Genomic DNA, 24,659 nt, shown 5'->3' with positions numbered 1-24,659 from the left:
CACCCGCCCGGGCAGTCGACTTCAACCGCTGTTTTCGTCATCGATCCCTTTACATTGGCTCTGACAGCCGCTCTCGACCGGCTTTCCGGCCACCCGCAAACAACCCGATCGCCAGCAGCAATGCCAACAACACGACGAAGAATCCCGCCCAGCCTAGAACCTCTACAGATGCGCGACTCATCACCACTCCACCAATGCCCGAGCCTAATGCAAATCCAAATTGAATAAAGGACGTGTTCACGCTGAGGGCGATATCCGGGGACCGGGGCACCCGAGTGACGAGATATAACTGCTGTGCCGGTGATGTCGCCCATGTCGCCACCATCCATAGCATGATCATTGCAATGACACCCCACAACCACCCGTTGACCATCGAGAGCATAAACAGCATGGCTGCCTGTAGGGAAAGTCCCAAATAGATGGTGAACTTCGATCCTTTGGTATCCGCCATCGCGCCTCCCATTTTCGAGCCGATAAAACTGCAAATGCCTGCTGCGAACAGAATGATGGAGAGCTCTGCTGCCGAAAGCTCGGCGTTGGCCTGCAAATAAGGCGTGATATACGTAAATAAGGTAGAGTAAGCGCCGATATACAACAGGGTTATCATGAGTGCTAGGGCAATCTTTCTATCCTTCAAAATCGACAGCTGCATCCCGAGCGTGACGGCACTCCTTTCCCGCATCGAGGGAACTTTACGGTAAACGGCGAACAGCGGGACCAAGCTCAAGAGACCGATTACGATAAACAGTGCTCTCCAGCCCAGCCATTCGCTCAAGAACGTGCCGACGGGTACGCCAAGCACCAGGGAACCGCTCAATCCCATCAATATGATACCGATTGCTCTCCCTCGATGCTGCTCTCCGGCAAGCCTAGTGGCTACCGCCATCGCAACGACGGTGGCCACCCCTCCGCTAACCCCTTGGAATATGCGGGTAACCAGCATCATCTCAAATGAATGGCTTGCATAAACCATAAGGCTGCTTAAAATGAAAATGCCGAGCATGGTAAGCAGCACGCTTTTACGGTCTGCATTGATCGTAACCGCAATGACGACAGGGGCGCCAATGGCAGCCGAAAGGGCAAACACGGTGACAAGCAATCCGGCGGCAGAGGTTGTTACGCTTAGTTCGGAAGCCACCATTTGAATAATGCCGCTGATAATATACTCAACTGTCCCAATCAGAAAAACCGCCAAAGCGAGCAAATACACGACCCATTTATTGTTCATTCGGCTGCCCCCGCATCGATGATTGGAATTTGAACCTCGACCAGGCACATGCCCGGTTCATCCGATAAGGGCACATAGATTTCCCTTCCAGGCCGATCCTCCCGGATGAGATAGCCGTTATGTTCGATCCAGGCGGCAAGGTCAGCGCAAGCCGTTTCCGAGAATGAAGAATCGGAGCGGAACAGAAGCGTAGCCATCGTCTCAGCAGGCATGAAGCGCTGTTCAAGACCGACAGGAAGCTTGTAGGTTCCCGGTTTGGCGGCAAAGCCGACCTCCAGCTCGAATTCATCATCTTGACGGCTGCTTTCCTTCCAAAGCACCGTCTGTGGCCCAGTCAGGACAGAACGTATACTTCCTTCAAGAAGACTTTCAAAATGTTGAAATAGCTGTGGAATTTCTTCGGCATTACCAAACGACGCATACGAAATCAATTGCAGGGCATCAACCTGCTTGATGACGGCCTCCTGCTCCATCTCCATCCTTCCCTCTCGTTCCAGGAGCTGCATTCGTTTTTTAATACGTGATAGCTTGGACATTTCGTTCTCCAACAGCTGCTGAATCTCACTTTCTTTCAACCTCAGCATACCGCGGATCTGTTCCGCGGATATATCTTCTTGAAGCAGCTGAACCATTTGCTGCAGCGTGAACCCAAGCTCCTTGAAAATGACAATGCGGTTGATCTCCAGAAGCTGCTCGGCGGCGTAGTACCGATACCCGGTCGATCTATCGATCCGTGCAGGCTTGAATAACCCGATCTGATCATAATAGCGCAATGTCTGGATCGGGATCCGGCTCAGCCTCGAAAATTCGCTGATTTTAAACAATATCTCACCTTCCTCCTATGAATGTCGGATTGAGTATATACCTTCGAGTCGACTATAAAGTCAAGAGGGAATTTCATGATGAAAGGCTTTGAGATCAATACCCATGAAAAAATAAAAACCGCGAAGCTCGCGGTTCCATTTGCATCAGCGCATATTGTTATCGCCCAACCTGATCGACATCGCCGGATGAATCACTAGCCTTGAGCACGTTGGCGGTCCTTTTAATTTTCGCGATTCACCATATAATTCAGGAGATGCGTGAGAAAGGCGATCGGACGGGGAAGTTCATCCAACGCTTCCATCGCCAGGCAATAATGCTCCCACATTTCTCGTTTGGCGCCCTCTATGCCAAGGATGGTCACAAAAGTCGACGTATTGTTCTCTACATCTTGACGCGTCGGCTTCCCGAGGACAACCTGATCGCCTTCCGCATCAAGCAGATCATCCTTGATTTGAAATGCGATGCCGGCATGGTAGGCATACCGCTTCAAGGCGGAGATCTCCGTCTCGTTGACACGGGCGAGGATCGCCGGCATGACCAGTGAAGCCTCGAATGCAATGCCGGTTTTGTAGAAGCAGATCCGGTTCAGCTCCTGAAGCGTGAGCGCCGCTCCCTTGGATTGAAGGTCCATCGCCTGCCCCATGCACATCTCCCCGGCTTTCTGCGAAGAATAGCGCATCAAGCGGAGGACGACCTTAGGATCGAAACCGCTCAGGGACGCTTGTTCTTCCGTCGCCTTCTGGATCAGGTACAGACCGGTTAACTCGGCTGTTGAGCTGTCATACACCTCATGCAGGGTTGCTCTTCCCCGGCGGGTGGACGCATTGTCCTGCGATGGCAAATCATCAAAAATCAAGGAAGCGGTATGCATATACTCCAGTGATTTTAAAAGAGGGATGATCGCTGAGGCATCAAGCCCGTATTCCTTCACGCCCATCACCCATGTCAGGATGGGCCGCAGCCGCTTTCCGTCCCCATCCAGGCTGTAGTTGGCCGCTTCAATCAGCGAGGTCTTCATCGGAGGAAGATTCTCCGGCTCTGCTATGCGGAGCTGATTATTAATCTGCTCGCGGACCGACTGAACCGTATCGAAGAACTCTTCCTGCTGCTGTCTTTCATTTTTCAGTATCGTGACCATCTGGTCCCGAAGCAGTTTATCGAGAAAATCCACATCGTCCGCTTTTCGGACCATCCGCTGAATAAGGCGGTGGAGCTCTGGCTGTCCGGAGGCGAGCACGCTCATAATCTCGTTATATTGGTCTGAACCGAGCCGCGCTTTGCATCGTTTAAGACCGTTGATGGCACGATCCAGGATCACCTCGCGCGTCATGGCGTCCGAACGGTATACGTTTCGAATCAAATGCGCAATGACCGTCCAGTACAATTCGTACGGGTTGATTAAATCGGGACGCTGCTCCCTGTATTTCAAGAAATAAGTATACGGCGTTACCGCTCCATCCCTCATATCGTCGAACATATCCGCGAAGTCATCGGCCAGCTGGTTATAAATCCCGTAATAAAATGTACGCTGGTCGAAGCCCTCGTCCTCCGGAGCGCTCAATACCGAACGAACAATCAATCGGGAGGAGGAGGATTTCAAAATAATCGGCAAATAAAGCTCTTCATTGGTGTAATCGGCATTCGATAAATCCTTCACGCGGTCCAGATGCTGGGAATGAAAGAATACATAGGATTGCTCGAAGAACAGCATTCTGAATTCCGGCCGTTGATGTCCTTTAATGTATTCAAAGGCTTCGCGAAGCTCGGCGTGTATAAAGCGGATCAGGTTCATATTGGTGCCGGTCCACGTTCCAAGCGCCGGTACCGTGCCCGTAAGCAGCGCGCTCCGGATCATGCGGGAATAACGCTCCTTCTCCTGATCATTCAGCACCCCGGAATCGAGAAGATCGTCAATATACGGGTAAGTCAATCCGTAAGAATAGCCGAGTCGGATGGCATGATCCAGCCTGCGTGCACGCTCTGCGGGAAATATTTCGCCGGGGGACTCTTCCACCTCTTCGATGGCATGCATCACGACGCCGACGATGATTTTGATGAGCTTGCGCTGGGCATGCTCCGGATTCATGTCTTCCGGGATATGGCCCGCAACGTTTTTCAGCTTGTTCATCACCCAGATCACGGCGCTCTCAACGCCTTCCTTCTGGGCCCAGCGGTACAGGCCAGCCAAGCTTATGAACGGCGGCTGCTGCCCCCCGCCGGTCCCGGCAGAGCGGATCAGAAACTGTTCAAGACCATTGACGACTTGTTTGATCCGGGACTGGGTCTTCGGACAATCCAGCGCTTTGCCAAGATCTCTCATATAAATATAGGACACGCTGCGATCCAGGTAGTCCTTCAATTTCCCAGTATAATTCAGCCATCTCATATATCGATGATAATCCCGTGAATCAGGTTTGCCCGTTCCCCGGCTCATAAAGGACAGCCACGGTTGACGGCGGATATGCTTCCTGCTCCACAATCGGATATCTTCTGCCAGACCGTCCACATAGGTTTGATCCGTAACCTGTGCATGCAAGGTCTCAAAATACCGGGCAGCTTTCTGCTCTGCTTGCTGATACCACAGGTCGGCATAATCTGTAAGCTCCACATTCATTGATGCATTACCTCAGCTTCTAATTGGATTAGATACGTTAAACGTCCGAACATATTCATTCCTTTATACGTGAAAGAACTCCATCGGTTACGAAATCGTCATCAGAAGATCAGCGATCGTCCAAAATCCGGGATACGCCAGCCTGCCGCGCAGCTAAAACGCTTTGAATCGTCTTTCATATCCAGTCTATGCATGTTCCGTTCCCTCTACCTCAAGCAGCAAACCTTTTCGTTATCGTTTTTTCCGTGATCGTGATAACATCCGGGGGGTCTATTGCTGTATCTTTTAGCATACACAATAAAGGCTGCCGATGATCAGCAGCCTTTATCGTTCAGGTATGATGCTTACTTATCTCTCAAATCGGAACCAGCCAGGATCAACGTCCTGCCGCTGCGTTCTCCCGTTTATTGAAGATATCCTGCTTCTACTTCCTGCAGTGCTTGCTTGGCTTGTTCAACCCATTGGTCATCCAAAGAGGCATCCGGATCAATCGGCGACTGAAACTGATCAAACAACGCTCCGATCAATCGCGGCCTCGCATGCTTGTCCGTCCCTGTATTGTAGATATGACGGAACACAAAGGGACGTCCGAGTTTGACCGTGGCCTTACACCCGCCGCATTCCCCGTCAAGGCTGCCCCTCGTGACATGAAACGGGATCCGCAGCCATACCATTCGTTCATGATCCAGGCGCTTGTCCAAATACCCGTGCTTATAATCCCAGTTGCCCGCTAAAGAGAACTGATGGGTGCAAAAGTATTTATCGATTTCGTCGAATCTGCCTTCGATGTTCTCCAGCCTAGATTCCAGGTTTCTCATTCGCTTAGCCCCCTTGCCCGTTATATATTAAAGGATGGACTCAGGCAGCTGCTGCTATACTTTTCAAGCGGCAGAAATCCATGAACCAAAACTATGAAATGCATAATGAAGGGATAAAGCGGCTTCCATCAACGAATGCTATGACCAATTCTTTATATATTTGCCAAAGGAGATGGGAACGTGCCATCTTATGACATCGGAACGATACGAGAACGGCTGGCGGAATGGGTGGAAGCGAGCCGTCCATACGCCGCAAGCGGAAGAGTTGCGTCCTACATTCCCGAACTGTCCAAATCCCCGCACAATGCCCTCGGTGTCAGCCTGCTGCATGCAAGCGGCGAATCCGCGACTGCAGGTGATTGCGGAAAAAAGTTCACGATGCAGAGCATCTCTAAAGTCTTTACGCTGATACTTGCATTGATGGATAACGGTGAAGAGGAGGTGTTCCGTAAGGTCGGCATGGAGCCGACCGGCGACAACTTCAACTCCATGCTGAAGCTGGAGCTCGTTCGCCCGGGCATTCCGTTCAATCCGATGATCAACGCAGGGGCCATCACGATTTCATCGCTAATCCGGGGCAGCAGCCCGGAGGAGGTATACGGACGGATCCTCGATTTCCTGCGGGTGCTTGCCGGCAACCGGCAGCTAAGCTGCGATGAGGCAGTGTACCGCTCCGAATCCGAAACCGGCAATCTGAACAGGTCCATTGCTTATTTTCTCAAACAAAACGGGGTGCTCTCGGGAAATGTCGAGGCTGTGCTTGACGTCTACTTCCGGCATTGCTCCATTCAGGCCGATTGCGCCGACCTGGCCCGCATGGGGCTGGTCCTTGCTTGCGGAGGTCTCGATCCGCTCACGGGAAACCGGCTGATCCCAAGGCGATACGTTCAGATCGCCAAAACCTTCATGACGACATGCGGAATGTACAATGCGTCAGGCGAATTCGCCATTCAGGTCGGGCTGCCCGCCAAAAGCGGGGTCTCCGGCGGCATCTTAGCGCTTGTCCCCGGACAGTACGGCATTGGCGTATTCGGCCCCGCGCTTAACGACAAGGGAAACAGCCAAGCTGGCGTGCATTTACTGGAGGTTATATCGAGAGAGCTTGATTGGAGCATGTTTTGACAACCAAACGGGACCAGCTGTGCACCTGATTAGGGCATGTCCGTTCGATGGATACCGCCAGGGGTAAGAGCTCTCACATTTACATAAAAAAGAAACCGCGCAGCATACGCGGTTTCTTCAATTGACAGGGACATCCGTTCTGCAAGCTACCGGTTGAAAAACAGCTTTTTGATCCGCTCGGCGAATTCCTGCAGATTAACGCTGGACGGATCGAGCCGATAATACCCGTTCTTCACCGCCTCCAATACCCACAGCGGCAGCTTCTTGCCTTCGATGAGCGGATACACATTGTCGTACGCCCACAGAAGATGCTCCCATCGCCTGTCGTTACCGCTCTGGATATACTCTGAAACATCCAGCACTTTGCCACGGCCGTTTTGCAGCAGCACATTTTTCAAATGAATATCTCTGGGATTGAGCCCTTTCTCCCTGACGAAGCTTCGTGCTGCCTCCACATCATCAATGACTTGCCTCGGTACCGGCACGCCGTACAGTAGACAATCATACAATGTCATCCCGCTCTCCCGGCTGATCGCCACATAACGCTCTCCCGCACCGTAAAACGTAGGGAAATAAGGGCTTCCTTGCAGAGAGCTGTACACGCGAATTTCGGCTTCCTTTTTGGGAAGCGCTTCTGCCGCGTACAACTTGTAAGCATAGTGTGGCAGCGGTTCATAGACAAATACCGCAGCATCTGTGCCGATCCCGATGCAGTGCAGGTCATTCGATTCGCCTTCAATGGTCACCGGATCGTTAGTTCCCTGCTTCATGACCTCCATGCTGGATAAAGCCTTTTCAGCCTGCTTCCATTCTTCCGTGTTCATAAGCCACCTCATTTGGCTATCAGCATAACTTGCATAGATCTTTACGCTCGAAAGGATCAGCGTTTTGCAGGCTCGCACTTGTGCTTGTCCACTTATGACTGTAAATGCCGTGCGGGACCTTTGACAAGCAACAATCGGAATAAGGGCTAGCGTTCCATTGCCGATCCTGGACAGCTTCTTGGTTATTACTTGTATCAGATCATATATTATACTCTTCAACTCACCTTCTTAGTATAAACGCTAGACGAAATTCTGGGCAAATGCCTGAAATGAGCACCCATACGATCCATTCGCACAAAAAAGAGAGCATGGAAAGGGTTAATTTCCAGCTCTCTCTTCATGGACCAAATAAAATGAATTCTTATAACTATTTCATTGCCAGGACTGGATGAACGCGCGGATTACGCTTTGGATCCCATTCCGGGCATTTGCCTGGATGTCCTCCTCCCCCGAGCGTTCCAGATGCTTCAGCGCATTTTCCAACTGATGAACGGCTTGTTCGAGGCGTCCCTCCCCATAGTGGAAATGCGCTTGCCGAATTGCATTTGTAAGCTGCTGCGCGAGCGGGTGTCGAACCTTCCCTTGGTCGATTTGGGACTCCAGCCAATCCGGCAGCTGATCCGGCGTGACTGTCTCCGTATAGGATATGGATGCATCATCATAATACGCCTTCGTCGTCCACAGCTGGGAGCAGAACAAGACCAATCTTACGTAAGCTGCATTCTCCGGAGCGACGGCGCTCATCTCAAGCTGCTGCCATTTGCCACTGCCTGCTGTAATTTGAAGCGAGGTCCCGCCCACTTGCTTATGGTTGGCATCATAGTAGTTCATTGATGCAAGGGTGCGTCCTTCCTTAAGGTAAACCTGGAATCTCGCCGTATACGCCGTCCCGGGCTTCACGGGAACGGAATCGGATGCAACGGCCACCGTTTCCGTCGCGGAAGCATCCGTGATGTACAAGCTGCTCGGGCCGCTTACGCTCTGCTCATTGCTTAATCCGAAAGACACGTTCGGCGTTTTATTGAACAAGGGGCTCCAGCCGGGGATCATGCCGTTCTCTGCAGATTGGTCAAAGCTTCCGTTCAAGATTGGGAGCTCGATCGGAATGTGAACGGCTCCGTCGCCTTTCGTCACTTCGATTTTTTTAAGTAAGGTATCATCCGAATAATAGATATGTCCGTCATCACCGAGCGTCATCAATGGCGTTGTCGACAGCGTGACCGCCGCTTCCGGCTCGTTCGGATCGATCACGGTAATCCTGCCCGCAAGCGTGGTGTACATATAACCGTCTTCGCCCCACCGGATGTGTGCCGGGCGCCATCTTCCATAATTGGATACGGACGGATAAATATTCGCGCTCTTCACGATGTTCATCGTCTCCGGGTCCATGGCGAAGATCGTCCCGTCCGCCGCTGCCCACAGCAATCCGTCAGGGCCGATGCTGAGTCCGCTGATCATCCCTGGTTGAACGGTTGCGCCCGGGATCGAAGGAACGAATTCCTGAAGCTTTTTACCGCTGGCGATATCCCACACAAATATTTTGGCTGCCGTCTCCGTCGGATCGATGCCAAGCCCGCCGGCCACGGTAGTCGAACCATACAGCTTCCCGTTGCGGACGGCAAGGCCGACAATCGATTGGTTGTGCACGACATCTTCATAGACGGTAAACCCTTGCTCAGGCCCGAGCGAAGGATCATACACGGTCAGCGAGCCTCCCAGCTCGCCGTAGTCCGGGATCGTGCCGATAAACAGCTTGCCATCGCCAGGCGTCATGATGAACGGCCTGTCCTGGTGGGGAATTTTATAAATCTCTTTCGGATTCACCCCATCCTGGATCGGCTGATTGACGTCCAGCTCCCAAATGCGGCCTCCCGGATAGAGACCGAAGTACATTTTGTCACCGAGTGCAGCCATGCCTTCGGCCTGACCTAAGGAGAAGGTCTCGATTTCGCCGGTGATCGGGGAATATGAAGCCCCTTTTCCTCCAGGATAGCCGCTCATGTACAGCTTGCCGTCGGGCCCTTTCTCCAGCGTTTGGATCGGAATCGGATTACCAGAGAACGGGTAGGTAACCGACTTGACCTTCTTCGTCTCCAAATTCATATAAGCAACCGCCCCCGACCACATGACGGTCGCAAGCGATTTTCCCGGGAGATCCGGATCATTCGGCATCTCGATCCAAGCGGTATTGCGAAGATAGGTGGTATATTCGATTCCGGTGTCGACCGCCTCCATCGAGATGAGATCCAGCTCCATCAATCGGTTGTTCTGTACGAAATACACCTTATTGCTGCCCGGCTCGCCATACGATAAACGAATCCCCTTATTGTCCAGAAAATAGGTGTCGCTCCAAGCCCCGGCTTCCGTGTCATAGAACAGCAGTGCGTTATTCCCTCCGCTCAAGCCGGCTACGATATACTTGCCGGCAGCATCAAGCTGATAGACTTGCGCATTCTGCACCGCACCGCCGTATGTCGGCAGCGGAATAGGCTCTTTCTCCCCCGTTTCCACGTTCACTTTCACAAGGCTTCCCTGAATGCCGATCCCAGCATACAAGTATCCGTTATGGTAGGCCGTGGCCCGGGTATAGCTCTGGCCAGGCATCACGCTGCCGTAATCTCTCATCTCGCCGGTGGAGGGATCATAGCGGCCTACCTTGGCATTCGGATAAGAACCGAAATAGACCCTGCCCTGCTCGTCATATGTCAGCCCATAAACAACGCTCTCTCCGATCCCGCCCAGATCGCGCAGCTCTTTCGTTGCAGGCGAATACGTATACAGCTTGCCGTTACCGCCAATATAGACTGTACCGTCCGGCAGGGTTACATGAGTCCAGGAGCTCTCGGTTCCTTCCAGTCTGTATTTGCGCAGCACCTCCCTGCTGACCAGATCAACAACCTGGAAGATGGCCGGCTTGCCCGTTACCGTCGTATACATGACATCCCTGCCATCTTCTTTGCCGAAAGCTGCATCAAAAATGGCTACATTCTCAATTGGGGAACCGATGGTTACCGGTTCGCCGAATGCTTTGTCCACCCGTGCATCCGCTGGAGCGGCGAGCCACCATTGCGATACGAGAACCAGCATGAGCGCAAGCATGAAAACCAAGCTCTTTTTTGCGTAAACGACCCTTTTTTGCATAAATGAGATCCCCCGTTTCTTGTCTTTTGTGAAAGCGCTTTACATCCATTCGTCAGCAAAATTTACCTTATAAGTTCGCTATCCCCCTCCTCGTACCGTAATCCGCGTGTAACGCGTCCAATTTCAATGTCAAACCGTTGGATTCGATTTCGCCTCTTCCCCCCTTCGTGATCACGACCTTCACCATCACGACCGTCATGATCGGTAATCTATTGGACGTCCCGCCATTCGCCTTCCAAGATGAGTTGCTGGGGCTGCATCGGTTCAGCTCCTCCATCACCAACCTAGAAGCAGCTATAGGCACCTTTAGTATATGAATGCCTTCTTTTTTTCGTAAAGGAGCGTATTTCCACCATCTGTGATTTTTCGCACCCGTTGCAATTTCGAACCTGCGCAGTATTCCAAACAACGGGCATTCGGCTTGTGGAATTTGCTAAATGGATAGAAATACATAAACACATTCGGATTTAATCTTCCCCGGGTTAGACTCTAGGACCTTTTAACGGCGAACAGCGGAAACCATGACGCATGGTTAAGGACGGACTCTGGCCCCGTAACTTTTTACCTGAGCGGTTAGCCTCAAATTTTCCAGTTTTATCAATTTTCTCTTTCAGCGTTATTTCACTTTAATCAGGGACTAGTTCCATGTTACCCGAACGTATATTCCTGATTGTGCGATAGGCAGAGTCCTGTAAGAACAAGGGCTCATCCCTTTCCAAATCATCAGTGATATAATAACCCCGTTTACAAAGAAAGAGTTTTGGAGGAATGGAGGGAAACTATGAATGTACGAGCATGCCAGAAGCTTGCCGGCCTTCTAATGGCACTGCTTCTGGTAGGGTTGCAGACACCGGCATATGCAGAGCAGGCCAAGGTGAAAGCTACCTGGGTATGGCAGACCGAATGGATCAAGGATGGCGGTGAAGAGCTCCTTGATTATTCGCATGAGGAAGGCATTAACCTGATCTATTTGCAAATTAATCGTCAAATGTCTGCAGAGATTTATCAAACCTTTGTCGAGAAGGCCCATGCGGCTAATATTGCAGTCCACGCGCTGGGGGGCGATCCGGGGTGGGCGCTTGAGAAGCATTTGCCGGATATGCTGGGCCTTGCCGATTGGGTGAATGACTATAACGCAGGCGTGCCGGAGAACGGCCGGTTTGACGGGCTCCATCTTGATATCGAGCCCTACGTGCTGCCCGAATGGGAAATTCGTCAGGAAGAGGTTATATCATCCTGGAAGAGCAATATAAGCGCTTTTCTTAGCCGTATCTCGGGAAGCGGGCTAGAGCTAGGGATCGATATCCCCTTCTGGTTTGATTCATACACCCTGGAAGACGGCACTCCGATCAATGAATGGCTCATGGGATCCTTTGACCATGTCACCGTTATGTCTTACCGGAACCAGTTGGATTCCGAGCATGGAATCCGGTCCCTGACCCAGGCTGAGCTCGAGCTGGCGGATCGGCTCGGAAAGCGGGTCGTAGTGGCGGTGAATACGAAGGAGATGCCCGGCGAAGCCCACACGACATTCCATGGACTTGGCCGGGAATATCTGTCCAGCACATTGGAACAATTATCCGCCGATCTGAGCTCTTACAGCTCATTCGCGGGACTGGCTATCCACGACGCCCGAAGCTGGAGGGACATGCCGACAGGCGGTGACGGGGCTACACCCCCTAACGGAGAGAACCCTGCGCCGAATCCGACCCCTCCTACAACCCCTGATCCTGGTGGCGGCGGGACGGTTCCGGATGCGGACCCGATTGAGCGGGATTCCCGGGTAAGAGGCACCTATATTTGGGAAGCGCGTGACGTGGTTGAAGACGGTCAAGGCATTTTGGCGTTTGCGAAGGAGAAGAAACTGAATTGGCTGTATGTAAGGTTGGATTTGGAACAGCCGTTCGATTCGTATTCTTCTTTTGTCAAACAAGCCTCCGCAGCAGGCATTGAAGTACATGCCATGGGCGGCCATCCGATATGGGCGCTGCAGGAGAACCGTCCACGGATGATGAAACTGGTGAACTATGTAAAAGAATATAACCGCTCCGTTGCCGGCGATGAACGATTCCATGGCATTCATCTGGATATCGAGCCGTATGTCCTGCCCGCCTGGTGGGCCGATTCGGACCGGGTTATTGCGGAATGGACGTCCAATTTGGACGCCTTCGTAAGCGAGCTGAAGAAGGACTCCAGCCTTGAAGCCAGCATGGATATGGCCGTCTGGCTTGACAAGCACAAGGCTCCCGGCTCAGACATATCCCTCAGCAAATGGATGATCGACCGGATGGATCATGTATCGTTGATGGCCTTCCGTGACACCGCAGCAGGCTCGAACGGGATCGTCAGCGTCTCCAAAGAGGAAATCGGATTTGCTAATGAGCTTGGAAAGCCGATCATCCTCTCTGTAGAAATGAAAGCAAGCCATGAAGGCAACCATATCACCTTCTATGAAGAAGGCGCGGCCTACATGGAAGAAGAGCTGGCAAAGCTGCCTGAATTGCTGCAGGATTCCCCTGCTTACGCCGGCAATGTGGTTCATGCTTACGAATACTGGAAGAACGCTAAGCCTTGACGGTTTTGCGTAAATAATTTGGGGTGTCCCGCATGATCTCGGATCTGGAGGGCGCCCCTTGTTCCGTTTGGCGAGAATCGTCATCAAGGGTGTGAACTTGTCTATTTGTGTCTATGGTTGTTGAAAGAAAAAAGATTGACGAACCGAAATCTTGACGCTACCATGATGAAGGACATTTCGTAAGGGGCATTCTTCTCTCGAAATAGGTCCGATCATCGAACGGCTGGCGTTTGAACAGCGCAAAACTTCTGAAACCAAGCACATATCAGATAAGGATAATCTCGATTCCCCGTACATAGATCTGATGCTAGGGTCAGAGAATTTCAGCGCATGGATGAACGCTATTTCATCTAAAGAAGGAAAGCAGGTGATTAATTATGAATCTGTTAAAAGAATTTAAAGCCTTTGCGCTGAAGGGGAACGTATTGGATCTGGCCATCGGGGTCATCATCGGTTCCGCCTTTGGTAAAATCGTATCCTCGCTGGTTAGCGACATTATCATGCCGCTGATCGGCTTGCTGATCGGCGGCGTTGATTTATCCGGGTTGAAGACAACCCTTGGAGACGCAACGATTACGTACGGGATATTCCTGCAGACGGTCGTGGACTTTCTGATCGTATCTTTCTCGATTTTCATGTTCATTCGAACCCTCAACCGCTTCAAGCGAAAAGAAGAAGCCAAACCGGACGAGCCTCCTGCTCCATCCAAGGAAGAGGTGCTGCTAACCGAAATCCGCGATCTGCTGAAGCAGCAAAACGAAGCAGGCCGCTCGTAAGCGCTAAGGGAGTATGTTTTCGATTAATCGAAAACATACTCCCTTTTTTGATGAAGCCTGTTAAAGCCGCCCCCTTCATAAAGGCACCGAGCAGCTCCATTAAGCTTCCCTGCGCTGTTGAAGCCGCTGCTTCGCCCCAAGGATCATGGCGGTCATCGCGGCCAGCGACGCCTCGATCACTTGCTCTCCCTTCTCTTTCGTAGCCAGCGTCGCATCGCCCAAAACAGCCGAAGAGGTGAAGGTTTCCCATGGTGTTGGGGTGCAATCGGCTTCAAGCCCGATTTGGGGTATATCCCGGATCGCCTTGTCCATGTCGACATATTCTTCGGCAAGATAGAGCATGTAGGAGGTCTCAAGCTCGCATGCGTGAAAATACGATGCGTGGGTGGACGGCGTCTCGCGAATCCTGGATATGGCCTCTCCGGTACCCGGATAGAAGAAATAATAGACTTTCAATTCAGGGTGATCATTGTACAGCATTCGGGCGGCGTCTTTTAATGCGGGCATGTTCCCGAGGTGTCCGTTCAGCATGACAAAAATTCGGAAGCCTTGCCGTACCAGACTCTCGCCGATATCATAGAGGATTCGGATCAGCGCTTCATTGGATACGCTCAGGCTGCCGGGGAAATGCTGAAGACTCCAAACCTGCCCGTAAGGCAGCGTCGGCAGCGCCAGGCTGTCCGTAAGTTCTGCCAGACGCTCGGCCAGACGCTCCGCCAGCAGATTATCCGTTCCTAGCGGCAGATGGGGTCCATGCGCCTCAACGGCGCCGACCGGCAATATCGCGCAGCCCTTGCGTTTAATCAGCTCGCCGATGTCGTAAGCATTCTGCTGTTGATAATCCATCCAAATCCCCCTATCGCTTAAAAGCGAAGCAGTTTGCCGGATTATCGACGAAAAACCGGCGGATCAGCTCCTGTCCGTCAAACCCCGCCCGCTCGGCCTCATCGATGAATCGCGGCACCCACTTGGCAATGATGAACTCCAATCCGGGACCGTGGTCATAGTGCTTGTAATACGATTTGCGGGCGGTATCCCCGCTGATCAGAATTTGACCGGCGTATCCTTTGCGGACAAGCTCCAGAATGAGCTCGATCCGGGTGCTCTCTGGAGCGTATTTGATTTTGCCGATGCCATCGAACGACAAGTAGGCCCCTGTTCTTGCAATCTGTTCATGATAATACGGATCCGGATTACGATCCATATGACCGAGGCTTAAGTAACTCAGGTCCACGTTCTCGCTTCGCAGCAGCTCGATCTGCTCCAAAGCCATCGTGCCGACTTCGGTGTGGGAATGAACCGGAGCCTTCGTCTCATGATGGGCCCGGGCTACCGCGCGCAGCGTCTTCTCCTCGAGCGGGGTTATCCGGTTATATCCGGTTCCGAATTTCACCTGACCGGCGCGAAACGGCGTTCCTTCCAGACCTTCTTCCACTTCCCGGATGACGAAATCAGCCAATTCATTGATGGTAGCACTCTCAATCCATTCATAGTACGTACGGTAATTACCGATGATCGGCTTGAGCTCTTCCTTGATAGACGCATCCCAGAGGAAGCTCTTGTTAAAGCCTGCCGTCCCGATGATCCGGACGCCCGTTTGTTCCATGATGTCGTGGACGGCAGGCACGTCACGTCCGTAATCGACGGCCGTGGCGTCTACAATCGTCTGTCCCCCGTGCTTTTTGAAATCAAGGACATCCTGTTTGGATTTAGCCGGGTCATCGAGCAGGAGATCATCCTCCCCCCGCTCGGACCAGTAGGCAGGGCGGCACACGATATGCTCGTGAGAATAGGTGAAGCCTAGTTCTTCTTTGGGAATATCCGCGTCAAGCGTTCGTATAAAGCTCATGTTGTGTTCCCCTTTCTTCTCCATAATTGATTCCGATCAGGAAGATCGGCACGCCGATTCAGAACAACAGCTCCGACAAGAAGCGGATGATCGGTCCGAGGATAAACATATCCGAATCGGCGGCCCACATGGCCGTATCCGGGATGGTGGTCGAGATCAGGAATCGCACCATGATGAATTGACCCCATGCCACGACGGTAGATGTGATGAATCCGCCTAGCAGCGCTCCGCGGACGCCTCCTGTCGAATTGCCGAACACGCCGGCGGTGGCGCCATGGAAGAACAGGACGATCATCGTCGGAACAAAGATATACGACATCGTGTTCCCAAGGACGACAAGCCAGATTAACGCACCGGCGAATGCGCCGACGAATCCGAGCACGACGGCATTCGGGGCATAAGGGTAGGTCACCGGTGAATCAAGCGCAGGTTTCGCGCCAGGCACGAGCTTCGTCGCAATCCCGTTAAAAGCCGGCACCAGCTCGCCGATGAACATCCGGACCCCCAGCAGCACGATCGCGATGCCCCCGGCGAAAGTAAACGATTGCATGATGGAATAGACCAAAAAGTTCTGCTCTCCGGACTGGGCGATCAGCTCCTGTGCAGCAGGCGTTCCTTTCAGCGAGAGAATGATCGCGCCAATCAGGAACAGCACACCCATGCTAAGCGCCGTGATGACGTTCGAATCCCTTAGGAATTCAAGCCCTTTCGGTACCTTGATCTTCTCCGAATCATTCTCCTTATTGCCGATCCACTTCCCGAGCAGGGCCGCAAGCAGCGCGACGGATGCCGAGCTGTGCCCAAGCGCGATGTTATCGTTTCCGGTAATTTTTCGCATAAACGGCTGCGTGAGCGCAGGCTGAAACGTCCAGTACAGGCCAAGGATAACCGCTAGGAACAGCACAAGCTTCCATTGCGGGACGCTCCCGCCTGCCGTGTGCACGACGATGCCCGCAAATACGGTGGTGGTCCAGAACATCATATGTCCGGTCAGGTAAATATACTTGAACCGGGTAAACCGGGCGAGCAGGACGTTGATCATAAATCCGGCCAGCATCGCCAGCGTAATCGCGCTTCCGTATTGGGCATTAAACGAATCCTGGCCCAGAAACTGCCCTAGCGATTCCGATTTAAGGCCGAACACTTCCTTCCACATCGGTTCGAAAACATTGAGTGCTTTCACAATAACGTCGGATCCTGCGCCGATGATCAAGAAGCCGATAATCGCCTTGAAGGTGCCGCTGACGATCTGGCTTGCCGATTTCTTCTGCAGTAATAATCCGAGCAGAACAATGAAACCAAGCAGAACGGCAGGAGTCCCGAAAATATTCGTTGCAATCCAGGATATAACACTCACGAGCGTTCCCCCTCGTTACTTTTTATAGAGCTTCCTGAAGCTTTTCCTTGATTTCGTTCAGGTCGAAGTAATTGTTGACGATGACAATCGTAGCGGAATGGCCCGGCAGACTTTGCGCCAATTCGTTGCTGGTCACGATAAAATCAGCAGACATCCCTGAAGCCGTTGAGACATCCGTATGCTCGACGTCCGCTTGAACACCGAGATCTTTCAGCACATTCTCCACGTTCATTCGCAGAATCAAACTCGTGCCTTGTCCTAGTCCGCACACACATATGATTTTCATTTCGATTACCTCCTGTAATTTAGGTTTGATACGGATATCCATGACGGATTACTTCAATAAATTCTCAAGCTCCTCCGCGCTTTTGGCGCTGCGGATCGCTTCGATATTCGCCGGATCGGTCAGGAGCGAGGATAAGGTGCGCAGCAGCTTGATATGGTCAGAGCTTGACGATGATCCTAGCGCGAAGACCAGATCCACCGGGTCATTGTCGGCATGGCCGAACTTGACCGGCTCCTTCAATCGGGCAAAAGCGACCGCAGCTTCATGGACGCCGCTCTCCGCTTTGGCATGGGGAAGCGCAATATGCGGGGCGATCACGATGTAAGGCCCCTTCTCTCGGTAGGCCGCCAACATGGCTTCCACATAGGATGCCTCCGCCGCGCCGCTGTCCACCAGCAGCTGTCCGGCACCGCGGATGGCCTCCTCCGCATCCTTAACTTCGATATCGAGATTTACCAGGCTTTTATCAAACAAACGCATCTTGCTCCTCCTTCATGTCTCTTCATTCTTCTGAGGTCGTCGAATACTTGCGGATGAGCTGCAGCACATCCTCTTTGCTGTCCGCTTGTCCCATCAAAATGCGGTTGCCGTCGTCTCTAAGCAGATGCGTTAGCTGCGACAATGCCTTCAGATGCGACTCGCCGTCCGCGCTCACCATGACGAACAGTCCGTGAACCAAATGCCTGGATTCATCGCTGAAGGGCACGCCGCTGCGGATGCTGATCAACGCCATCGCATGACGGAAGGCTCCATCCTCCGGCTTCGCATGGGCAATGGCGATTCCTGGTGCAGTGACGATGTACGGTCCGTACCGCTCGACGTTATCGATCATCGCCTGAACGTACTGCGTCTGGATACACCCTTCTTTCACCAGCGGATCGGCGGCTGTACGAATCGCGCTTCGCCAATCGGAAACGCTGTCGAGTATTTGTATTCGCGATGCAGGCAGCAGCTCCGCAAGCGTTGGTTTGTAGTCTGCGGGTGCGATGCTTTTCGCCGCCGTCAGATACCGCTGAATCTCTTCCAGCAGCAGCGCTTTGTCGGGAATCTCGACATGCTTTCCTACCAGATCGACGATGGCCTGCGCGGAAGGTCCGGGCAGCGGTCCGCCGTTCCCTTTAATGTAAGGGGTCAGCTGATTCAGCAAGTGAACCTTCTCGGTATCGTTCAGAACCGCCGGAACGGTAAATACGGGAACCTTGCTGCCATGAAGCGGGACTGTGGAAAAGACGAAATCAACGCTTCGTTCAAACGTCTCGTATTGCCGCAGCGACAGGATCGCAACCAAATCAACGGACGGGAGCAGCTGCTCGATCTGAACCTTGAGCAGCCGGGAAGCGGATATGCCGTTAACGCATACGATGACCGCTGTCTTCCGGGGCGACAATACGATGTCTTGACTGCGTATCCAGCCGCCGAAATGCATCGTCAGATATGAGATTTCATGCTCGCTCAGCGGACGGCCCAGCAGCCCTTCCAATGGCTGAGCCGATTGCTTCGTCAGCTCGAATATCTCCCGGTATTTCACCATGATCGTCTCCGCCAACGGATTATCTGCCGGGATCCCGTACTTTGCACGGTAATATAATGACTTCACATGAAGCACGAGCGGCTTCTCAAGCTCCGCCCGGTTGCGGAAATGAACGCAGCCCTGATGCTCAAAGGCCTCGATCATCCGTCGAACCGCTTCCCGGACCCGCCTCGCTTCCTGGCTGTCCGGTTCGACCTCGAGCTTGTTCACTTTGCCCGTCAGCAGCTGGATCGTAATATAACACACCTCATCTTCCGGCAAATCCGCTCCTGCCAATGACCCCAGGCGTCCCGCGATTTCCTGAGCCGCCCGGTATTGCGGGACCTGCAGCAGCGCCGATTTCTCCTCGTCATCCAGCTCGACTGGGTGCCCTTGGAGAAATCTGCTCGTGTACAGGATTAACCGGGACGCCAGATGGGCAATGGTCTCATCGGACAATTCCATACCGATCAAGCGTTCGCCGGATGCGATCATGTCATATACCGCGGACCACTGCTCTGTTTCCAGCATCATCGCAGATGCGCGGAACAGTTCCTCCGTCATCAGCTGCTCGATTCGAACTCGAATCCCTTCGGTGCTGACGGAGGGAAGCAAATCATTCAAAAAGGAGGATATCGCAGCTCTTACATCCTTCTCGTTCCCCTGCACGGTATAGCCCCGTTTGCGTTCATAAACGATCTGTAAGCAAAAACGTCTCAACTCGCTGCGAAGCTCCTTCAGCTCCGAATGGGCGGTGCCCCGGCTGACCTGCAGCAGCTCCTCCATATGATGCAGATACATCGGCTCGCTGCGGCTGATCAAGTGCAGGCCGAGCCATGCCTTGCGTTCCTCGCGGGAAAGATAGTAGTGGGTCGCCGGAACGTCTTTCATCCGTTTCGGCAGCTCCGACCGCGTTTTCTGAGGCAGCAGGTACCCGGTTTCCCGAACGTATGCGACCGGCGGCAGCTGCTGAAAGCGCAGCCATCCGTTGATTTTATCCATATCGTAATAAACCGTTCGTTTGGAGATGTTGAAGGTATCCATCATTTCCTGGATCGGAACGTAGTCGGCCGTTTTCTGCAGAAGCTCCAGGATCGACATGCTGCGTTCATCAAGAATGGTGACCCCTCCTTTCTTATTGCGGGTATCCCTGCTTGCAATGAATTATACGTTAGCAGCGAGGCATGACAACAGCGCAAACCTCGTACGGTTTCGTGTGCAAAATTATACGGATCCCCAAATTCGGCTTTTGGGAAGTCCAGCATAACATGCGTTAAGGCCGGCATCAAAAAAAGAACCTGCGGGATAAAATGCCTGCGAGGTCCTTTCGCTATTTATATTGGATTATTCCAGAAATTTACTAACTGGGAAATTGACGTTTTGAGTACCCGTAATCTCCATAAAATTATTGTCATAGGTTTCGATCTTTAATTGGATCAAGGCTTCTTGCAGGGTAATCGAGGCGATATGCTGCGTTTCTTGAACTGCATATTTCTCCTGCATATTTTCGCTATTCAACGAATAGACAAAAAGCTGCCTTGTGGAAGGAATGGTTCCATATTTATTGCCCGTGGAGATCAGCAGATGTGCGTCATCCAGCCAATACACTCTTTTCGGCGAAAGATCAGAAGGAAAGTCATCCGATGACAATATTTTGTTCGTATTGTTCCGGGTATGATCGTACAGCCAAATTTCGCCCGACAATTCGAATTCGAACGGAGCGATAAAAGCTAATTTGAGTCCATCCGGCGAAACCATCGGTTTGGATGGAAAAGCGCTGGCCAATATGATTTACCACATTATAAACGGGTACGGCTCGTCAGAGGTTACGAGAAGATGAGGTTTCGGTATCGAAAGTGCAAACAATGGCATGTAGCAATTCTCTCGCCGTCCTGAACAAGCCGCTGGTCGGCAATGTGATTGCTGTTCTGCATATGCCGAATAAGCCGGCGGTATCCGCCGGCTTTATTCATCTTTGATGGGATCTTCTTGTGTGGACGAAATCTTATTATTCTTTGCAGATCATCAGCTTGTTTCCATCCGGATCCTTGACTACGAACCAGTGGTCGTGCTCGATCTCCGTTACGATTTCTGCGCCCAGCTCCTTCATGTACGTATAAGCTCCTTGCAAGTCTTGCGTCAGGAGCATGAAGGCAGGCGTCTCGATATGCGGCGCTCCCTCTTCCCGACCGCCACTCCACATTGGCATCGTATCCAGGATAATCCCGGTCCCCTCCATCGGCAGCGGACATAAATGACCGTTCAGGATCGAACATTCCTCTTCATTTAATCCAAGCATGCGGCAGTACCAGGCACGGGATCGTTCGATATCGCGGACCGGCACGAAAATGCTCCCTACTTTATTCATGATCGGGCTGGCGGATGACAGTCCATCCGCTTCTTTCCGAGATCCGTTCATACTAGTTCCTCCGTTCAGCAATTTCATCACTCGAGGTGCCTTGAAGGGGCGGTATCCTTCGGGCATTTCCTGTTCTTTTCTCCTCAGCGGATTCATAGTCGTCTCTCCTTATCCATGTGATCGGGTTATCGGCACGCAGCAGAACGCATACGATCGGAAGCGAGAACTAGAGAGCTGCGTAGATCCGTTCGATTGAGGCAGATAACGAATGAGCCAAGATCGGCCAGCGTCTGGACTATAGTCTGCCGAGGCCTCCAACCAGCGATTCAAGACCGCCAGCACACCAGTCATCGTACCGCCCGCCTCTGAAGCCAAGCATGCGTATAAGCCCCCATCAAGCCGGGTAAGCCTACCGTTATCCGCTGGTGATCGCCTGTATCCTTGCGGGAGAGCTATGAAGACTTCGCAAGCGGATGGTTCATCATCTGTCGTAGCTTTCCGCCAGCTCATAAACACTGCGAAGCCGTCATCCCCGTCCCATCCGCTGCTCTTCAACCACTCGATCGCAGCCTGGTCGGCACGTATTATCGACCCGGACCCTTCGGCCCGAAACGCCAAGACGTCGACCGGCTTGAGCTCAACGATTTCTATGGGTTGTGTCTTCCGGCTGCGTACCACCGGGAGATAAAGATGCACCTGCATGATCTGATCTCCCTTGAACACAAATTGTTCAAAAAGCCGGTCCGAGGCTGGTTCGAACCGGCTCCCCGGAAGCCAGCCGGAATAGAGCCTGTTCCAGTCCTCGACAATCTGCTCAGCCGACAAAGCACGGGCTCTGCAGCTGGCAAACACCCCACCCTGAAGATCAACGGGCTTTAGCTCCGGATGAACGATGCCTCCCGGACCGAACGGGATATCAGGAGCAAGCAGCTGATACCCAAACAAAGGCCTCCCCTCGTCAAGATCGACGTTCCAGCCGAATACACTCATGTCACAAAGCTCCTGTCCCCTTGCGGCCAAGCATGCGCGAAAACGTTTCAGGGCATCTTCTTCCAGTCCATCCTCTCGCTCCGAAACATGCAAGTATCCGATTCCTTTCCGCGGCGGTAGCCGGACAATTCGGATATCCGAATGCGCATGCTGGCCGAACACCTGCTTCTCATGGGAGGTGCCGCTATCTTCGAGCGGGAGGCGTTCGAAGCTGAAGAAGGATTCCGCGTCCCGATATTCGGTCGGTGTCAGTCCCGTGTATCGCTTGAATGCCTTCAAGAAAGCTCGATAGGTCTCGAAACCGCATCGGATTGCGATATCCATTGCCCCCAAGTCGGTTGTACGCAGCAAGCCGGCAGCCTCGCTGGTTCTGCGTTTGCGTATGTATTCTTTGACCGGATGGCCGGTCAAGCTGTAGAACACCCGGTACAGGTGGGCTACCGAGACCCCAGCCGTCTTGGCGATATCGGACAGATCCAGGGGCTCGTCAAGAAACTCCTCCATATAATCCATGGCTCGCCTGACAATGTTGCTTGTATGCATGCTGCTTATCTCCCCGCTTGCAACGTTGATAATCATGATCTTTTGAAACTATGATAGCAAACTTAGCTGCGATGCGACTGAACAATTTTCTCATTTTTAGAATCTCTTCGGGAAAGGAAATGCGGAGCTGGTATTGAAAATGCATAAGATGATTGCGAATAGATAAGGGTCCCCACCGATGAAAAAACGGCACGAGATTTTATTCAAACAGTTAGAGAGCTGTCGCAGCACGGTTATGGACGCACTGAGGGATGTTACGGATGAGGAAGCCGATCTAGTCCCTTCGGGTTTCAATAACAATATACGGTGGAATGCAGGCCATATCTTTCTCGATCAATACCTGTGGATCCAGGTGCTCACTAAAGAAAAAATGGATCCGCATGAAATAAAATGCGCAACCGAGGCTTCCGATTCGCCTATTTCGGACGAATGAATACACTATAGGATCATCGTTCACGAAAGGTGGTCCCTAGGGATGAATAACATGGAAGATGCAATTCTATTTACGGCAGCTTCTGGGAGCACGGCTTACGACATCTGGATGTACCGGCTTGCAGACGGCCGCATATTCAGGCTGACCGAGAATCTGGGCGAAGCGCATTCCATTCCATACTGGTCGCCGGACACCCGCTTTGTATCCTTCATCGGCCGTAACGGTATTGTGTTTGTGTTGGATATGCAGGACGGCAACCTGGCCCGCATCGATCAGATCGAGCCCTATACGCTGCTGAGCTGGTCGCCGGACAGCAGGTATTTGACCTACGTAAAGGGCAGCCGGATCGTCATCTACGACATTCGCTTACATGTCAGCACTGCGATCGTTCACGAGGGGGCCGCCGATGTCCAGTGGTTTCCTTCCGGGGAAGCGCTCCTCTATGCCGCCCCGGATGAAATGGGAAACGTGCAGCTATTCCGAACCGACATAGCTGGCACAGACAGGGTTCAATTAACGCAGAATACCGAAGGTCCGCTTCACGACGTCAGGATTTCCCCTGACGGGCAGTTTGCGCTCTATACATCGCCGGGAGTCAGCATATCCTTGATATCGGTTGTCAACCTGGCAACGGGCGAGCGCCGTCAGCTCGAAGGCGGTCCGCAGGCCAAAAACTATTATCCCGCATGGTCGCCGGACTCCTCTCTAATCTCGTATAGTGCGACGGATTTGATTCAGAATCAGTATATTTCTTACATCCAGACCGATGCTCGGAATGGGGGGCAGCAGCGAACTCTGGCGATCTCAAGCTGCTTCGCAACGCCGGTAAGCTGGTCGCCGGACGGCAGTCGCATCGCTTATTTATCGGGCTGCGGCGAACAAGAGCCTGCATCTCAAATTTGGATCGTGGATACAGCAGCCTCCTTACCACCTGTTAAAATCGTTGATGCAGGACGAATTACGGCTTTAGCGTGGTCACCGCCAAGACCGGCTATCCATCCGTACCGCTTATATCGCAATTCAGCGTACAACGTATCATTCTACTACCCAATGAATTGGGTGCGGGTGACCGATGAGCGATACGAAGGCCCGGACGGTTTTTTCCAAATATCCGCCATCATGTCCGAAGCGGACATCCACGAAGTGTGCAGATCGGAGGCATTTCATCCCTTAAGACCCTATGGCAGCAATCCGAGGATCATCCCGGCCGTCATTCAGTCTCAAGCTGCCTGCTATATATTCCCTTCCGCAGATCAGCCCGCCGAAATGGGGAACCAGTCCGCACTGATCGTTAAATATCCGGAGCCGGTTGTTATTCAAGGCAGCTCTTATCCTTATTTTATTTTATGGGCGGATCGAGGCCACATCCTTCAGCTCAGCCGGACGCTCAAGTTCATTCGTTAAATAAA

The 24,659-nt window shown here is 52.5% G+C and carries 21 protein-coding genes; 6 read left to right on the top strand and 15 right to left on the bottom strand.

From position 1 onward, the window contains the following. Positions 1 to 49: 49 nt before the first annotated feature. Positions 50 to 1,228 (bottom strand): MFS transporter, encoded by a 1,179-nt coding sequence (locus J2Z18_RS21720; RefSeq protein ID WP_007130289.1) that lies wholly within the window; start codon positions 1,226 to 1,228, stop codon positions 50 to 52. Continuing rightward, positions 1,225 to 2,052 carry a MerR family transcriptional regulator gene (locus J2Z18_RS21715; protein WP_210095294.1) on the bottom strand — a complete coding sequence of 276 codons (828 nt, stop codon included), beginning with the start codon at positions 2,050 to 2,052 and terminating at the stop codon, positions 1,225 to 1,227. Before J2Z18_RS21715 ends, J2Z18_RS21720 begins: the two co-directional genes overlap by 4 nt. A 75-nt stretch (positions 2,053 to 2,127) precedes the next feature. Here J2Z18_RS21715 and J2Z18_RS30815 point away from each other — a divergent pair, with 75 nt between their 5' ends. Further along, positions 2,128 to 2,250: a hypothetical protein gene (locus J2Z18_RS30815; protein WP_279615613.1), complete on the top strand. Its 123-nt coding sequence runs from the start codon at positions 2,128 to 2,130 to the stop codon at positions 2,248 to 2,250. 23 nt (positions 2,251 to 2,273) lie between these two features. On the opposite strand, the gene J2Z18_RS21710 is transcribed toward J2Z18_RS30815, so the two are convergent. Further along, positions 2,274 to 4,667: a polyprenyl synthetase family protein gene (locus tag J2Z18_RS21710; protein ID WP_007130291.1), complete on the bottom strand. Its 2,394-nt coding sequence runs from the start codon at positions 4,665 to 4,667 to the stop codon at positions 2,274 to 2,276. A 404-nt stretch (positions 4,668 to 5,071) separates the two neighbouring features. After that, positions 5,072 to 5,485: a YugN-like family protein gene (locus J2Z18_RS21705; RefSeq protein WP_007130292.1), complete on the bottom strand. Its 414-nt coding sequence runs from the start codon at positions 5,483 to 5,485 to the stop codon at positions 5,072 to 5,074. Between the two features lie 180 nt (positions 5,486 to 5,665). On the opposite strand from J2Z18_RS21705, the gene glsA reads away from it, so the two are divergent. Then, a complete protein-coding gene (gene glsA / locus J2Z18_RS21700; RefSeq protein WP_007130293.1) occupies positions 5,666 to 6,607 on the top strand; it encodes a glutaminase A in 942 nt (313 codons plus the stop codon). A gap of 146 nt (positions 6,608 to 6,753) precedes the next feature. Here the strand turns inward: glsA and J2Z18_RS21695 are convergent, their stop codons facing one another. Together J2Z18_RS21695 and J2Z18_RS21690 are read right to left on the bottom strand one after the other, a co-directional pair. Continuing rightward, entirely contained in the window at positions 6,754 to 7,431 is a 678-nt protein-coding gene (locus J2Z18_RS21695; RefSeq protein ID WP_007130294.1) for a hypothetical protein, read from the bottom strand. A gap of 372 nt (positions 7,432 to 7,803) precedes the next feature. After that, positions 7,804 to 10,530: an FIMAH domain-containing protein gene (locus J2Z18_RS21690; RefSeq protein WP_245256117.1), complete on the bottom strand. Its 2,727-nt coding sequence runs from the start codon at positions 10,528 to 10,530 to the stop codon at positions 7,804 to 7,806. 823 nt (positions 10,531 to 11,353) lie between these two features. On the opposite strand from J2Z18_RS21690, the gene J2Z18_RS21685 reads away from it, so the two are divergent. Continuing rightward, positions 11,354 to 13,147 (top strand): hypothetical protein, encoded by a 1,794-nt coding sequence (locus tag J2Z18_RS21685; protein WP_007130297.1) that lies wholly within the window; start codon positions 11,354 to 11,356, stop codon positions 13,145 to 13,147. 377 nt (positions 13,148 to 13,524) lie between these two features. Next, positions 13,525 to 13,923, top strand: coding sequence for a large conductance mechanosensitive channel protein MscL (gene mscL, locus J2Z18_RS21680; protein ID WP_276824941.1), 399 nt, complete (start codon positions 13,525 to 13,527; stop codon positions 13,921 to 13,923). Positions 13,924 to 14,022: 99 nt separating this feature from the next. Here the strand turns inward: mscL and J2Z18_RS21675 are convergent, their stop codons facing one another. The 9 genes from J2Z18_RS21675 to J2Z18_RS21635 all read right to left on the bottom strand — a co-directional run bounded on the left by J2Z18_RS21675 (position 14,023) and on the right by J2Z18_RS21635 (position 22,817). Next, a complete protein-coding gene (locus J2Z18_RS21675) occupies positions 14,023 to 14,769 on the bottom strand; it encodes a creatininase family protein (RefSeq protein ID WP_007130299.1) in 747 nt (248 codons plus the stop codon). 10 nt (positions 14,770 to 14,779) lie between these two features. Then, a complete protein-coding gene (locus J2Z18_RS21670) occupies positions 14,780 to 15,772 on the bottom strand; it encodes a phosphotriesterase family protein (RefSeq protein WP_007130300.1) in 993 nt (330 codons plus the stop codon). Between the two features lie 58 nt (positions 15,773 to 15,830). Next, positions 15,831 to 17,129: a PTS ascorbate transporter subunit IIC gene (ulaA, locus tag J2Z18_RS21665; protein WP_007130301.1), complete on the bottom strand. Its 1,299-nt coding sequence runs from the start codon at positions 17,127 to 17,129 to the stop codon at positions 15,831 to 15,833. A gap of 22 nt (positions 17,130 to 17,151) precedes the next feature. Continuing rightward, positions 17,152 to 17,415, bottom strand: a complete 264-nt coding sequence (locus tag J2Z18_RS21660) for a PTS sugar transporter subunit IIB (RefSeq protein WP_007130302.1) — start codon at positions 17,413 to 17,415, stop codon at positions 17,152 to 17,154. Positions 17,416 to 17,463: 48 nt separating this feature from the next. Beyond that, positions 17,464 to 17,895 (bottom strand): PTS sugar transporter subunit IIA, encoded by a 432-nt coding sequence (locus J2Z18_RS21655; protein WP_007130303.1) that lies wholly within the window; start codon positions 17,893 to 17,895, stop codon positions 17,464 to 17,466. A 22-nt stretch (positions 17,896 to 17,917) separates the two neighbouring features. Further along, positions 17,918 to 20,026: a BglG family transcription antiterminator gene (locus J2Z18_RS21650; RefSeq protein ID WP_007130304.1), complete on the bottom strand. Its 2,109-nt coding sequence runs from the start codon at positions 20,024 to 20,026 to the stop codon at positions 17,918 to 17,920. A 243-nt stretch (positions 20,027 to 20,269) separates the two neighbouring features. Continuing rightward, positions 20,270 to 20,710, bottom strand: a complete 441-nt coding sequence (locus tag J2Z18_RS21645) for a DUF4652 domain-containing protein (protein ID WP_040738708.1) — start codon at positions 20,708 to 20,710, stop codon at positions 20,270 to 20,272. Positions 20,711 to 20,933: 223 nt separating this feature from the next. Further along, positions 20,934 to 21,344 carry a VOC family protein gene (locus tag J2Z18_RS21640; RefSeq protein ID WP_050954036.1) on the bottom strand — a complete coding sequence of 137 codons (411 nt, stop codon included), beginning with the start codon at positions 21,342 to 21,344 and terminating at the stop codon, positions 20,934 to 20,936. A gap of 108 nt (positions 21,345 to 21,452) precedes the next feature. Beyond that, positions 21,453 to 22,817, bottom strand: a complete 1,365-nt coding sequence (locus tag J2Z18_RS21635) for a helix-turn-helix domain-containing protein (protein ID WP_007130307.1) — start codon at positions 22,815 to 22,817, stop codon at positions 21,453 to 21,455. Positions 22,818 to 22,995: 178 nt separating this feature from the next. On the opposite strand from J2Z18_RS21635, the gene J2Z18_RS21630 reads away from it, so the two are divergent. Together J2Z18_RS21630 and J2Z18_RS21625 are read left to right on the top strand one after the other, a co-directional pair. Next, entirely contained in the window at positions 22,996 to 23,250 is a 255-nt protein-coding gene (locus J2Z18_RS21630) for a DinB family protein (RefSeq protein WP_007130308.1), read from the top strand. 42 nt (positions 23,251 to 23,292) lie between these two features. Then, positions 23,293 to 24,654 (top strand): TolB family protein, encoded by a 1,362-nt coding sequence (locus J2Z18_RS21625; RefSeq protein ID WP_007130309.1) that lies wholly within the window; start codon positions 23,293 to 23,295, stop codon positions 24,652 to 24,654. Positions 24,655 to 24,659 lie beyond the last annotated feature (5 nt).

It is taken from the genome of Paenibacillus lactis (assembly GCF_017873605.1).
GTDB classification, from domain to species: Bacteria; Bacillota; Bacilli; order Paenibacillales; family Paenibacillaceae; genus Paenibacillus_AQ; species Paenibacillus_AQ lactis.
This window is presented reverse-complemented; position numbering and strand designations above follow the sequence as displayed.